Source organism: Rhodococcus sp. NPDC056506 (assembly GCF_042794945.1).
Classification (GTDB): Bacteria; Actinomycetota; Actinomycetes; order Mycobacteriales; family Mycobacteriaceae; genus Rhodococcus_F.
In genome coordinates this window covers 227,053-240,957 of record NZ_JBHTSW010000004.1, presented here as the reverse complement: position 1 = coordinate 240,957, position 13,905 = coordinate 227,053, and the positions used below count along the sequence as shown (strand labels likewise).

At 62.7% G+C, this 13,905-nt stretch carries 13 protein-coding genes; 4 read left to right on the top strand and 9 right to left on the bottom strand.

The features are described from left to right. A partial coding sequence (locus tag ACFQ6H_RS06580; protein WP_378644791.1) for a MerR family transcriptional regulator occupies positions 1–639 on the top strand: 639 nt, incomplete at its 5' end. A gap of 31 nt (positions 640–670) precedes the next feature. On the opposite strand, the gene ACFQ6H_RS06575 is transcribed toward ACFQ6H_RS06580, so the two are convergent. Next, positions 671–1,318 carry a TetR/AcrR family transcriptional regulator gene (locus ACFQ6H_RS06575; protein ID WP_378644789.1) on the bottom strand — a complete coding sequence of 216 codons (648 nt, stop codon included), beginning with the start codon at positions 1,316–1,318 and terminating at the stop codon, positions 671–673. Positions 1,319–1,395: 77 nt separating this feature from the next. Between ACFQ6H_RS06575 and ACFQ6H_RS06570 the strand changes: the two genes are divergently transcribed. Then, on the top strand, positions 1,396–2,937 hold the full coding sequence (locus tag ACFQ6H_RS06570) for an MFS transporter (RefSeq protein ID WP_378644787.1): 1,542 nt from the start codon (positions 1,396–1,398) through the stop codon (positions 2,935–2,937). Here the strand turns inward: ACFQ6H_RS06570 and ACFQ6H_RS06565 are convergent. Then, positions 2,837–5,119 carry an ATP-dependent DNA ligase gene (locus ACFQ6H_RS06565; protein ID WP_378644784.1) on the bottom strand — a complete coding sequence of 761 codons (2,283 nt, stop codon included), beginning with the start codon at positions 5,117–5,119 and terminating at the stop codon, positions 2,837–2,839. The genes ACFQ6H_RS06570 and ACFQ6H_RS06565 overlap by 101 nt on opposite strands. Before the next feature lie 131 nt (positions 5,120–5,250). Between ACFQ6H_RS06565 and ACFQ6H_RS06560 the strand changes: the two genes are divergently transcribed. Both ACFQ6H_RS06560 and ACFQ6H_RS06555 read left to right on the top strand, forming a co-directional pair. Further along, on the top strand, positions 5,251–5,523 hold the full coding sequence (locus ACFQ6H_RS06560; protein WP_378644782.1) for a WhiB family transcriptional regulator: 273 nt from the start codon (positions 5,251–5,253) through the stop codon (positions 5,521–5,523). Between the two features lie 65 nt (positions 5,524–5,588). Then, entirely contained in the window at positions 5,589–6,494 is a 906-nt protein-coding gene (locus tag ACFQ6H_RS06555; RefSeq protein ID WP_378543343.1) for a transporter substrate-binding domain-containing protein, read from the top strand. A gap of 1 nt (position 6,495) precedes the next feature. On the opposite strand, the gene ACFQ6H_RS06550 is transcribed toward ACFQ6H_RS06555, so the two are convergent. The 7 genes from ACFQ6H_RS06550 to ACFQ6H_RS06520 all read right to left on the bottom strand — a co-directional run bounded on the left by ACFQ6H_RS06550 (position 6,496) and on the right by ACFQ6H_RS06520 (position 13,894). Beyond that, a complete protein-coding gene (locus tag ACFQ6H_RS06550; RefSeq protein ID WP_378644780.1) occupies positions 6,496–8,148 on the bottom strand; it encodes a substrate-binding domain-containing protein in 1,653 nt (550 codons plus the stop codon). 120 nt (positions 8,149–8,268) lie between these two features. Continuing rightward, on the bottom strand, positions 8,269–8,700 hold the full coding sequence (locus ACFQ6H_RS06545) for an SRPBCC family protein (protein ID WP_003939735.1): 432 nt from the start codon (positions 8,698–8,700) through the stop codon (positions 8,269–8,271). Positions 8,701–8,774: 74 nt separating this feature from the next. Further along, positions 8,775–10,412 (bottom strand): cation acetate symporter, encoded by a 1,638-nt coding sequence (locus tag ACFQ6H_RS06540; RefSeq protein WP_378532439.1) that lies wholly within the window; start codon positions 10,410–10,412, stop codon positions 8,775–8,777. Then, complete coding sequence (locus ACFQ6H_RS06535; RefSeq protein WP_003939976.1) at positions 10,409–10,771, bottom strand: DUF485 domain-containing protein; 363 nt, start codon at positions 10,769–10,771, stop codon at positions 10,409–10,411. The genes ACFQ6H_RS06540 and ACFQ6H_RS06535 overlap by 4 nt, the downstream gene beginning before the upstream one ends. Before the next feature lie 162 nt (positions 10,772–10,933). Then, a complete protein-coding gene (locus tag ACFQ6H_RS06530; RefSeq protein ID WP_378532435.1) occupies positions 10,934–12,685 on the bottom strand; it encodes a cation acetate symporter in 1,752 nt (583 codons plus the stop codon). A gap of 10 nt (positions 12,686–12,695) precedes the next feature. Beyond that, on the bottom strand, positions 12,696–13,067 hold the full coding sequence (locus ACFQ6H_RS06525) for a hypothetical protein (protein ID WP_378532433.1): 372 nt from the start codon (positions 13,065–13,067) through the stop codon (positions 12,696–12,698). After that, entirely contained in the window at positions 13,064–13,894 is an 831-nt protein-coding gene (locus ACFQ6H_RS06520; RefSeq protein WP_378543337.1) for a LytR/AlgR family response regulator transcription factor, read from the bottom strand. Before ACFQ6H_RS06520 ends, ACFQ6H_RS06525 begins: the two co-directional genes overlap by 4 nt. Positions 13,895–13,905 lie beyond the last annotated feature (11 nt).

The following is a 13,905-nucleotide window of genomic DNA, read 5'->3' as shown; positions in this document are numbered from 1 at the left end:
TACGACGACGCCGGCATCTTCCCTCCGACCGAGCGCAGCAACACCGGCTACCGGCGCTACACGCCTCTTCACGCGCAGGCCCTGCGTACTTTCCTCGCGTTGCGCAGCGGTCACGGACACCAACAAGCTACGGAAATCATGCGGGCGACCAATCAGGGCGACACCGAGTCCGCCTACCGCCTGATCGACAGTGCGCACGTGACGCTGCTCGCCGAGCGCGGCACCCGCACCGAGGTAGCCACAGCGCTGGGGACTCTGTCCACCACAGCACCGGCACGCGTGCACGGACCAGCGTTGACGGTGGGTGAACTCGCGCGCCGTCTCGGCGTTCATCCGGCGACACTGCGCACGTGGGAAGAACACGGCATTCTGCGCCCCGAGCGCGAACAGGCAACGGGCTATCGCGAATACGGGCCGGAATGTGTGCGCGACGCCGAGATCGCAAGGCAACTGCGACGCGGCGGCTACCGACTGTCGCAGGTCGCCCAATTCGTCGATTCGCTGCGCGAGGCCGGCGGAGCGGACACATTGGCGGCGTTCCTCGACTCCTGGCAAGACCGGCTGACCTCGCGCAGTCGCAACCTACTTGCCGGCGCAGCTCAACTCGATGCCTATCTCACGATGCTCGAGCAGACCTAACAGGGTTGCCGATCGACAAACGGCCGCCGCGTCAGTTCACAAGCCGCGCAAGGCTCCTCACCATCTCACTGACGGTATCCGTCGACGGCCACGGGAACTCCGGGAGATCGGCACGCAACATCACCTGCCCGTGCAGCGAGGTCCAGATCGACACGGCATCGACAAAAGTGTCTGTGCTGTTTGACTTCCCAGCGGCGACACACGCGTCGAGGTTGGTCACCAGAGTGTTGAACGCAGCCAGCCCTCGCGTATCCGATCGTGGTGATTGACCTTTCGGCCTGGACCACCCGAACAAGACCCGATACCGAGCAGGCTCGGAAATGCCGAACTCGACGTACGCCGAGCAACCGGCGTACAGGCCCTCGACGGGGTCGGAATGCGCGGCCACTGCGTCGGCCACGGCGAGATGCAACTGCTCCAGCGATTCGGAGACAACCGCTTCGACAATGGCGTCGCGATCGGAAAAATGTCCATAGATCGAAGGGGCAGAGATCCCGACCTCGCGAGCGACCGATCGAAGCGTCACCGCCTGATCCGATCCGGTCCGAGCGATGAGCGTCGCCGCTGCGGCAACGATCTCGCCGCGCAGTCGTGCGCCGCTTCCTCGCGGATTTCGGGCGCGAGAACTCCGAGAACCACTGGTTTCAGTTTCATCGGCTTCCTCGGGACCATGACTCACCAGACAAACTTTACACATGTAAGGCGAAGCGGTACGTTCTCATCACTAAACATCCGTAAGGTTACATTCGTAAGGACATGATGAATTCTCTGGAACCCACTGACCGGCGACGATGGGCAGCACTAGGCGCCCTCTGTACATCCCTGGTCGTCGTCACGATCGACAACACCGTCCTCAACACCGCCATCCCCACCCTGGCCCGCGAACTGCACGCCACCACCGTCGACCTGCAATGGATCAACAACGCGTACACACTGGCGTTCGCCGCCTTGCTCATCACGGCGGGTGGACTGGGCGCGAGATTCGGTCACCGACGAATACTTCTGACCGGCCTCACACTTTTTGCCCTCGGGTCTGCCTGCGCCGCCCTCTCTCACACGTCATTGCAGCTGATCGGGTGGAGAACAGTGATGGGAGCAGTTGCCGCACTGGTCATGCCCGCGACGCTGTCACTTGTCGTCTCGATGTTCGCCCCGCACGAGAGAGGTCGGGCGATAGGCATCTGGTCCGCAACCGCCGGACTCGGAATCGCGATCGGTCCGGTAGCCGGTGGCGTACTACTCGAACATTTCAGTTGGGGAAGTGTCTTCTGGATCAACCTCCCTCTGGTCGCCGGTGTGATCGCCGCGACGATTCTTCTTGTGCCCCCGGCAAGAGGAATCACGAAGGGTTCGTTCGACATCCCCGGCCTCCTGTTGTCCGCCGGCGGACTGGCTTTGATGGTGGATGCCCTCACTCAGGCAAGCCTTCGCGGATGGTCTTCGCCCGTCACGCTTCTGGAGATCGTGAGCGCAACAGCACTTCTCGCCGGATTCGTCTGGTGGGAACTGCGGACCCCGGCGCCGATGACCGACGTGCGTATCTTCACCAGTCGAGTGTTCAGCATCTCCAATGCCATCTTGGCCGTAACGTTCTTCGCCCTGTTCGGAGTTCTCTTCACGTACACGCAATACCTCCAATTAGTCCGTGGCTACGGTCCATTGGTCGCCGGCGTCGGTGCTGTTCCGTTTGCGATAGTGATGGCGGCTGTCGCCTCCAGCAGCGATCGTGTGGTCGGCCGATTCGGCGTGCGCTGTTCGATCGCGAGCGGCCTCGCAGTCATGTCCGTGGGACTGTTGGTCTTGTCGATCGCAGCGGATAGGTACGCACCGTTCGGAATCCTGGCTGCGATCATGGCGCTGGTCGGCGCGGGGATGGGATTGGTCATGGCTCCGGCCACAACTGCGTCCATGTCTTCGGTTGCGCCCCAGCAGGCTTCGATGGCCAGTTCGATCAACAGCGTCGTGCGAGAGTTGGGTGGAGTTCTGGGCGTCGCCGTCATCGGGACGGTCGTAGCCACCGTTTTCCGGTCCCGCTTCGAACCCGGAGTCGACACTTCCACAGCCGATCTGGCGCAGATCCATGCCGGCGCTCCCCCAGCGAGTGCCTTGACCGACGCAGCGAATCAGGCTTACACCTCGGCGATGAGTACCGGAATCCAAATCTGTGCCGCAGTCGCGTTCGTCGGTGCGTTGGCCGTCATTGCACTGTTTCCCGCACCACGTCGCCCGATTTCTTGTCCTCCCGCAGGCCTCGCCAACTCGGATGACGCAGACGCTCGGTCTTCGTCCAATCCATGAACCGCACCTCACCGACGAGTTCCGGTTTCACCCACACTGCTCCCTTGCGGTCGTCGGCGGGCAGTTCCTCCCCGAACGGACTTTCCTTCTGACGCAGCGGTTCCAGTGTCGCAAGTAAAGACTCCAAGTCGCGATCACTGAAGCCGGTGCCGACGCGCCCCACGTAGGTCAACCCGTGCTCGCCCGGAATACCCATGAGCAGCGCGCCGATTCCCTGCGCTCGATTGCCCTGTCCGGTGCGCCACCCACCGATCACCACTTCTTGGGTGCGCCAGTTCTTCACCTTGATCCAACTCGACCCCCGCCGACCCGGAAGGTAGACCGATGCACGACGTTTGGCGACAATCCCTTCCCACCCGGCATCGGTACTCACCTCCAACGCGTTCTCCGCCGTTCCCTCGATTTGTGGCGGCACCTCGAGTTCACCGACCTTGCCCGCCAATGCATTCAACACGGTACGGCGATCAGAATAGGACTTCCGCAGCAAAGACACTCCGTCGAGGTACAGAAGATCGAAGGCCAGAAAAACTGGATCCCCGCCGCGCTGGAGGAGACCGAAATCAGTGACACCCGCGTCGTTGTACGCCACGACTTCTCCGTCGAGAACCACGTCATGACCGTCCAGGATCTCAGCCAACCCGGAAAGTGCTGGATAGTCTCGGGTCTTGTCGTTACCCGCGCGACTACGGAGTGACATTGTGCCCGAACGGTATTCGAGAATCACCCGAATACCGTCCCACTTTCCTTCGAAAGCCCACTCCTGCGGATCGAGGCCATCGAGCGTTCCAGCGGTGGCAAGCATCGGCTCGAGATTCTTGGGAAACTCCGTTCCGAAACTCGCGTTCTGATCCTTCATCAGATGCATCAACCACTGGTCACCCTTTGTCCGGATCAGCGCGAATCGTCCCTGCACCCGTTTCCCACGGAGGCGCACGATCACCTCGTCGTCACGCCACTTCTCGGTCTCGTATGTTCCGGAATCCCAGATCGTCATCGAACCGCCGCCGTACTCCCCCTTCGGAATCGTGCCGGAGAACGTGGCGTATTCGAGCGGATGATCCTCGGTGTGCACGGCCAACCGGTTCTCTCCGGCACTGGTCGGCACACCCTTCGGGACTGCCCAGGATACGAGCACACCGTCCCGCTCGAGACGTACGTCGTAATGCAATCGCCTGGCGTGATGTTCTTGAATCACAAAGGTATTGCCCGCTGTCTCCTTGTCCACCGCAGCCGGGATCGGCTCGGGCGTCCGATCAGCCGATCGTTTGTTGCGATAGTGCGTCAACGTGTCGGCCACAGCCGTCGAGACGGGCGGATCCAAGTCGCGCAGCAGATCACCTTCTGATTCGACGCGCTCCAGAACCTCGTCGAACAGCAGGTGGCGCAGCTTCGGATCGTCGAGTTCGTCCCAACTACGCGGCGCGGCAACATAGGGTTGATCGCGACCGCGCATCGAATAGGGCGCAATGGTGGTCTTGGCTGCGTTGTTCTGACTCCAGTCCACGAAGATCTTGCCGGCCCGGACATTTCGAGCCATCGTTGCGGTGACGAGATCCGGGTGAAGCTTCTCCAATCCGGTGGCGATCTGCTTGGCGACAGTCGACGCACCACTGCCGTCCAAAGTTCGATCCAGCGGAACGTAGAGGTGGATTCCCTTGCTACCACTGGTTACCGGATAAGCAGTCCACCCCAGAGTTGCAACCAGATCTCGAATCGACCTCGCCACCTCGGCGCACTCGGCCAACCCCACGCCCTCACCCGGATCGAGATCGAACACCAGTCGTGTCGCCGGGCCACGCTCGGAACCGTCGAACCGCCATTGGGGAACGTGCAATTCGAGTGCCGCCTGCTGCCCCAACCACGCCAGGGATGCAACGGAATCGAAGATCGGATAAGTGACAACACGATCCGAGTGTTGCAGCGACGCTCGGGTAAGCCACTGCGGCGCAGACGACGCAAGGTTCTTCTCGAAGAAGGACTGGCCATCGACGCCGTTCGGCCAACGCTTACGAGTACCCGGCCTACCGACGACGTGCGGAAGCATGACTGCGGCGATACGGGTGTAGTAGTCGATGACTTCGGCCTTCGTGGTCCCACTCTCGGGGTAGAGGATCTTGCCCAGATTGGTCACGGACACCGTTGTGCCGTCGAGCGTGATCTGACCCCGATCAGTCGTTGCCATTTCCTCATTGTGCTGGAAACCGCTGTGTCTGGATACCGCTGCGTATGGCAGTAGAAATCTGGTGGATCGGAAACCTGCCGCAGCGCAGGGCCACGGGCGAGACTGGATTCTCGATGGGAGAGGAGACCACGATGACAGTTCGCAGTTCCCCGGGGCCGTTAGTGGACAACAACTGGCGGATGTTCGCCACCTGTAAGACGGTGGACCCGGCGGTGTTCTATTCGCCGGGTGAAGAACGCGGACGCAATCGGACTGCACGAGAAAGTTCCGCGAAGCAGGTGTGCTTCCGCTGCCCTGTCATCCGGGACTGCCTGACTTTTGCACTCGAGACCGCTGAACCGCACGGAGTCTGGGGTGGGACGACGCCGTCTGAGCGCCTTGCGCTACGACGCTCAGCTGCGTGAACACCTCTCGTACGAGACCCCCGTCACGTCCGTACCGGACAAACAGGCAAGATGGCCTTGTGCCTATGACACGACGCGCTGTTGCCGTGACCGCGATCTTCGCTTCCTCGATCTTGTTGGGCTCGTGTTCGTCGCAGCCGGAGGCACCTGCGGCAGCGGATACCACGACCACGGTTCCCGAGGCCTTCACCAAACTGCCCTCGACCACCGCGGTGGACAAGTGCGGACCCCAGAGCGGGACCACCCTCGAAGACGGTGTCTTGACCATCGCAACCGATTCACCGGCGTACGCACCGTGGTTCGTCGACAATAATCCGTCGAACGGCAAGGGCTTCGAGGGCGCGGTGGCCCGCGCCGTCGTCGACAAGCTCGGATACACCACCGAGCAGGTGCGCTTCACCACGGTCGCCTTCAACGACGCGTTGAAACCGGGCCCCAAGAGTTTCGACTTCGATGCCAATCAGTTCACGATTTCCGGGGAACGCCGCGAGAACGTCGACTTCAGCTCGCCGTATTACGCAGTGGCGCAGTCGGTGATCGCCTCACGCGGAAGCAAAGCTGCTGGTGCAAAGAATCTTGCGGATCTTGCGGGCTACCGCTTGGGCGCTCAGACGGGTTCCACCAGCCTTGCGGCGATCACCGACACGATTGTTCCGACCACTGCGCCACGCGAGTTCGCGACCACGGACGACGCGAAAGCAGCGCTGGCCGCGGGTGAGATCGAGGCGCTGGTCGTCGACATCCCGACGGGATTCCACATCACCGAGAACGAACTCCCCGGGTCCGTCATCGTGGGTCAGTTTCCGCGGCCCAACGCGGTCACCGAATTCTTCGGTTTGGTGCTCGAGAAGAACAGTCCGCTGACTGCGTGTGTCTCTGCCGCCGTGGATGCGCTCTATGCCGACGGCACCCTCGAGAAGCTCGCGACCGAATGGATCACGGACAGCGCGGACGCACCCGTTCTCGAGTAATTCAGCCGGCGCGTCCACTGATCGCGCCGACGAAGACCTTCGGGATGTCTGCCGGTGTCGGAGCGAAGTGACTGTTGCCGCCGGTGAGTGCCGAAATCTGCTCGAGCACATCGGTATCGGCGTCATCGGTGACGCCGATGGTGATGATCGGCACCGGGCGCGTCGGGTCCTGTTCGCGAGTCAGGGTGTCGAGAAGTTCTTGCAGCGAGATCCCTGCCGGATCGTCGTTGGCACCGTCGGTCAGCAGAATCACCGAATTGATCGACGCCGGATCGTAGGACTGTTGCACCGACCGATACGCGGCGAGAACGCTGTCGTACAAACCTGTTCCACCGCCGACGATCGAAGAGAGATTGTCGATCTGAGACAGTAGTTTGCTCCGATGGTCTGTCTCGCCTTCCGTTGCATCCATACGGGCGATGGGTTCGAGTTCGCGGTAGTCCGTCCCGTCACCGAGGTCCACGGAGAATGCCCAGAGGCCCAATTGTGCGTTGGCGGGAAACATTCGGATCGCGATGTCGCCGGCCTGCGCGGTCGCGGCCATTCGAGTGATCCCGTCCTGCATGTAGTCCATGGACCCCGAGACGTCGACAACCGCCAATGCGCGCGATGGTCTGGACAGAATCTCGTACCGCGCCAGGGCTTTGGTGACCACAGCCGGATCGGACGGCACCAGCGACACAACCTTCCCCACTCCGCCGGCGACCAGTGGGGCCTGATCCGCGCCGCGGAACCCGAGGCCGGCGAGCACGGAGCGTCCGGTGTCCGACGTCAGAGCCGCCGCCAGCAGTTTGCCGGCTTCGTCTGTCGACGAGTCTGCGCCCATACTTGCCATTGGGTAATCCATGAAGACCGAACCGGACGTCGGTACCGACGCGGCGAGTCCACTGTCCGCATGCGCGGCGAGATAAGCCTCGAAGGTCTGCTCGGTAGTCACCGCGGTCCCGCCGTCCGCGTCCACGGTTTGGATGCGTCCGGTCGAACCGGTTTCCTTCAGATTTCCGTACTGCGCTTGCGCCACCGGGACCAGGGCTGCCGAAATGGACGTGAGGTCCCCGCCCCGCGACTGGGTCTCGGCAAAGGCTGCCACGATCGGCGCACTGGAGACGGCACTGGTCAGGGGATCACCGATGTGCAGTGCTGGAGCGCCGAGGACATCCGTCCATGCACCGGGTGCCTCGCTACCCGGCGCCGAGACGGTGACAACAGGGGTGGACGCGACCGAACTGCTGATCCGGCGAATCTCCCGCCCGCTCGCCGAAACCTTGTCCAGCCATTCACTCGAATCAGGGATCCACAGGCCGGGTGCCGTGCCGTCGGCGATCGCCGCGACGGTGAGCGCAGGATCTTGCGGCGTCACGCGCAGTGACATGCACCCGAGATCCGCAGCGGGAATGGCAGCGGCGACGGCTTCGAGCGCTGAGGCGATCGACGGATCCGCCGCCACAGGCACGGTTTCCGGGTTGTCGCAATTGGTTGCTGTCGCAGCAGCAGCGGCGCCCACGCCGGGTTCTCCTTTGTCGCTGACGCTCTTGAACGTCACCGCAAATGCTGCGGTTCCACCGACTGCAACTACCGCCAGGAGTCCGATCAGAACCTGCACGGATCGAGGCATGGACGCAGGTGGTGCGCCGTACCCGTGACGAGACGACATTGAGCGAATCCTTTCCGGCGGGACCCGCACCAATAACCAACCGATGCCTGGTTTATCCCGCCGAAAAGAATCCTAGCTCATGTTAGCGGTGAAGTAGCTCTATGTGTATATCTCGACAAACTAGGTGTAGATCTGGACAAACTGGGCCAGCGACTTCTCCACATCGCCCTTGAGCGCCCGCGCCACACTCGAACCGATCGGGCCGAACAGCGGCGCGCCACCCAACTCGACTGTCAGCGCAAGTTCCGACCCGTCGCCCTTTGCCTTCACGTCGAGTTCGAGACCGAGCTTGACCCCGCCCTTGCCGTCTCCCTTGAGCGAGATCGCCTTCGGGACGTCGTACTTCTTGATGGTCCACCGAACGCGGTTGCGCAGGCCCTTCACGGTCACGACCGAGCTGATCTCGGTGCCGACACCCAATTGCTCGGGAAGTTCACTGCGCCATCCGTCGTGAACCACGAGCCAGTTTTCGTAGCCGCTGAGATCGGAAGCCTTGTCCCACACTTCTTGAGGAGGAAGCGGAACGTCGATTTTCACTGTGAGCTTTGCCATGGCAGAACAATAAGCCCCGTGCGCCTTTTCCGTAACCAGAGGTACCGGAAAGGCGCACGGGGGCTTTGCCCCTTTTAGTGGCTGACGGCTTTCTCGACGCCGACGCCGGTGAGGGAGCGAACTTCCATCTCTGCCTGCTTTGCCGGATCTTCGATCTTGTTGCGTCCGATGTATGTACCGACGATGCCGAGGACGAATGCCAGCGGGATCGAGACGATGCCGGGGTTCGAGAGCGGGAACCAGGCGAAGTCGGAGTTCGGGAACATCGACGACGCCTTGCCCGACACTGCCGGGGAGAAGACGATCAGCGTCAAGCAGCTGATCAAACCGCCGTAGATGCTGAAGAGTGCACCGGTGGTGTTGAACTTCTTCCAGAACAGCGAGTACAGCAGGGTGGGCAGGTTCGCCGAGGCCGCCACTGCGAAGGCGAGAGCCACCAGGAAGGCGATGTTCTGCCCCATCGCCATGATGCCGAGAACGATGGAGACGAGTCCGATGACCACGACGGTGATTCGAGAAACTCGAACCTGCTGCTCCTCGGTTGCGTTGCCGCGCTTGATGACACTGGCGTAGATGTCGTGGGCGAACGACGCGGACGCAGTGATCGCGAGGCCGGCAACGACGGCGAGGATGGTCGCGAACGCCACCGCGGAGATGATGCCGAGGAAGATGGTGCCACCGAGTTCGAAGGCGAGCAGCGGAGCTGCCGCGTTCTCCTTACCGGGTGCCGCCAAGATCTTGTCCGGTCCGACCATGCTGGCCGCGCCGTAGCCGAGAACCAGTGTAAACAGGTAGAAGGCGCCGATCAGCGCGATCGCCCAGGTCACCGAGCGGCGAGCTTCCTTGGCAGTGGGCACCGTGTAGAAGCGCATCAGCACGTGCGGCAGGCCGGCGGTGCCGAGCACCAAAGCGATTCCGAGAGAGATGAAGTCGAGCTTCGTCATTCCGGAGAGTCCGTACTTCGCACCGGGCCCGAGGATGTCTCGTCCCTGCACACCCTTGGTGGTGGAGCTGTTGACCATGTCCTGCGCATTGGCGAGCAACTGAGAGAAGTTGCCGCGCACTGCCCACAGTACGAGCACGAACATGATGCCGGCTCCGGCGACCAGCAGAACCGCCTTGACCATCTGTACGTAGGTGGTGCCCTTCATGCCGCCGACCAAGACGTACACGATCATCAGCACACCGACAATTGCGACGACGATCGACTGTCCCACTTTGCCGTCGATGTTGAGCAGCAGCGCCACAAGTCCACCGGCGCCGGCCATCTGAGCAAGGAGGTAGAAGAGGGAAACTGCCAGAGTGGACAGCGCTGCCGCCATACGCACCGGACGCTGCTTGAGCCTGAAGCTCAGGACGTCAGCCATCGTGAATCTTCCGGTGTTCCTGAGCAATTCGGCCACCAGAAGCAGCGCAACCAACCAGGCGACAAGGAATCCGATGGAGTACAGGAAACCGTCGTAGCCGTACACGGCGATAGCGCCTGCGATGCCGAGGAACGACGCCGCCGACAGGTAGTCGCCGGCGATGGCGAAGCCGTTCTGCGGGCCGGTGAACTGTCCACCCCCGGTGTAGAAGTCGGATGCCTTCTTGGTGGTCCGGCTGGCGCGGATGACCAGCGTCATGGTCACGACGACGAACGCGAGGAAGATCGCGATGTTGAAGGCGGGGTTTCCTACGTCCGTTCCGGACGCGGCGAGTGTGGTGATCACTGTGCGGGACCTTCCAGTTCTTCGCGGATGGCGGCGGAGCGGGGATCGAGCTCACGGCCGGCGAACTTCACGTACCACGCGGTGATGGCGAAGGTGGTGACGAACTGCCCGAGGCCGAGGATGATGCCGAGATTGATGTTTCCGAGAACCTTGGTGGCCATGAAGTCGTGCGCGTAGGTAGCCAGGACGACGTACACCGCATACCAGAGCAGGAAGAATGCAGTGATGGGGAAAACGAACTTGCGCAGACGCGTTCGGAGTTCCTGGAATTCGGGACTCGCTTGCATGTCTATGAATGCCTGGGCATCCGGGGTGCGTCGCTCTTGCGGCGACCCCTCACTGATTTCTGCTGTGGACACTGCCGGCTCCTCGCCTCGCGTGTGAAGTGAACTACGCACAGACGTTAGTGAGATCGGAGTCACATGAAGATGCTGTGGTGCCAGTCACACGCTGAGCAGTCGCGCGCTGCGCCGAACGGTCAGGCAGGCGCGACCAACGGCAGGTGCCCTGGGCGATGAAAGTCAGGGTTGGCGGAGATCGTCCTCGCGGTCGGAGCCCATTCCGAGCCGTTCAGGGGCGTGCATCCGCGTGAAGATTCGCGCAATATCTGCCGGTACCTGCTTCGCCGACGCCTTGCTCACGACGATCATCGTGACGAACGCCAGCGGCACGCTCACCGCGGCCGGGAACGCGAAAATGGCCGCCGGCCAGCCACCGAGGACGTTCTCCGACAAACCGCCCAGAACTGCGACGGTAGCGGCAGTTCCCGCGACGAACCCGCCGACCACCATCCCTGCCCCGGCGCCGACGGCGGTCAGGCCGCGCCACCAGATGCCCAACACGAGCAGAGGGCAGAGCGTCGACGCCGCGACCGCGAACACCAGTCCGACGGTTCTCGAGAGGTCGACCGATACCACCGCCAGCGACAGCACGAGCGGAACGACACCCGCCAGGAGTGCGGCAATGCGGAAATCCCGAACTCGCCCGCGGAGTACATCGGTACTGAGGACCCCTGCGATGCTGACGAGCAATCCGGACGACGTCGACAGGAAGGCCGCAATGGCACCGGACGCCACGAGGGCTGCCAGCAGTTGTCCACCCCACCCCGAGAACACCGATCCCGGCAGCAGCAGCACCGCGGCATCCGAGGTACCCGTGATCAGAAGTTGCGGAACATACAGGCGAGCGAAGACACCCAGGAGTGTCGGAAACAGGTAGAACACGCTGACCAGACCGACAACTGCGAGCGACGTCAGACGAGCGGCCCGGCCGTCGGGGTTGGTGTAGAAGCGGACCAGAACGTGAGGCAGGCCGAGAGTTCCGAGGAATGTGGCGAGCATCAGCGAGTACACCTGATACATCGGGTGCGGCCCACCGAAACCCCAACCTGGAGTGATCCAGTCCGAGTTCTGCGCAGGCGCTCCGGCGACGACCGGGACCGCGGCTCCTGCGTCGAGGACCATGGACATGCCTTCACCGAGGGTGTGCTCCCCTGGCCCAAGGGTGACGGTGCCTTCGACCGCTCGCCCGTCGACCGTGCCACCGCTGACCGTCACCGGCTCGGACACCTGGACCACGACGTCGGTGGTGATGTCCACCGTCGTTGCAGTGGTGACCGTCGGCGGCATCGACGCGCCGACGTCGTTGTGATCGCCGAAGAAGTAGAAGGTCAGTGCCACAGCGGGAATCGCGACGGCGGTCAGTTTGAGCCAGTACTGGAAGGCCTGAACGAAGGTGATCGAGCGCATCCCGCCGCCCACGACGTTGGCGATGACGATGACGCCGACCGCAACGCCGCCGATCCAACTGGGAACACCGAGCAAGATGTTGAGCGTCAGGCCCGCGCCTTGGAACTGCGGAATCAGATACAGGATGCACACCATCGCGACCACGAGCATCGCGAGCTTGCGCAAGCGCGGTGAGCCGAGACGGAATTCGGCAAAATCGGGGACGGTGTACGCACCCGAACGCCGAAGCGGCGCTGCGACGAACAGCAACAGCGCGAGGTATCCGGCGGTGAATCCGATCGGATACCAGAGGGCGTCTGCACCGTATTTCGCGACCAACCCGGCGACTCCGAGAAACGAAGCAGCAGAAAGGTACTCACCGGAGATGGCCGTCGCATTCCACCGCGCGCTGACGGTCCTCGACGCGATGAGAAAGTCCGAGGTGGTGCGAGCGAGCCGAACTCCGTAGATACCGATCGCCACCGTCGCCACAGCCGCTGCCACGATGCCGATCACCGTCAACACCGGGATAGGTTGTCCTCCCACAGCGCCGCGCTCAGTCGTCCACGATGTCGGTGAAGTCCTGCTCGTTCCGTTCCGCCCGACGTACGAACACCCAGCCGGTGATCAACAACAGGGGATACACCGCGCCGCCCATCACGAGCCACGGCAATCTGATTCCCAGGACAGCGACGTCCGACAGCGTCGGGAAGAGGTGCGTCAGAAGCGGTACGGCACACAGGAGCCCGGCTGCGACGACTGCAAGGCGGATCGCCAGCCCCAACTGCGCGCGAACGAGACCCCGGATCATGGCGTCACCGACCTCGGTCTGTTCCTGCACCTCCACCCGTGTCCGCACGATCCGAGCGCCGCTGCGTTGCGCCAACACCACACGCTCACGTTGAGGAGGATCGGACTGCGACGTCATCGCGACAACCAACTCTGCTTGGGCGCACGAACCAGACGATCCTTGAGTTCACGGGTGTGTCTGCGGCTGACCGGAAGCTCGACCGGAGGCTTGTCGCCGTGCGGGCGCAGACACACCACCAATCCACTGCCCACCGTGCGGATACCGGTGACCAGCGCCAGAGACACCAAATAGGAGCGGTGAACGCGCAGGAAGCCGGCGTCGGCCCAGCGTGATTCGAGCGTCGAGATCGGGATGCGCACCAGGTGCGACTTCCCTGCAGTGTGCAAACGCGCGTAGTCCCCGTCGGCTTCCACCCACTCCACCGAGGACCGCTGAACGAGCGTCGTGACACCGCCCAGTTCCACCGGGATCACCTCGTCGGTCGACGCAGCTTCGGGCTTGCTCTCGCTCTTGGCGCGCCCGGCCAACCCCACGATCCGTTGAACGGCCTGAGCGAGACGCTCCTCCCGGAGCGGTTTGAGTAGGTAGTCGACGGCACCGAGATCGAATGCCGCAACTGCTCGATCGTCGTGCGCTGTCACGAACACCACGGGCGGCGGCGTGGCGAAGTTGGAGAGAATGCCGGCCAGTTCGAGACCGTCGAGTCCGGGCATGTTGATGTCGAGAAATACCGCGTCGATGCTTCCACCGCGCAGGATCCTCAACGCGGTCGTCGCATCCGATGCAGTGTGAACGTGCGCGACCGAGCCCTCTGCGCGCAGCAAGAACGCCAGCTCGTCGAGGGCTGGTTTCTCGTCGTCGACGGCGAGGACGGTTAGCTGGGCATCAGTGTCAGTCTCGTTCACAACAGGTCCATGTTCCCACGACGGTTTCAGCCTGATCATCGAAGGCGAGA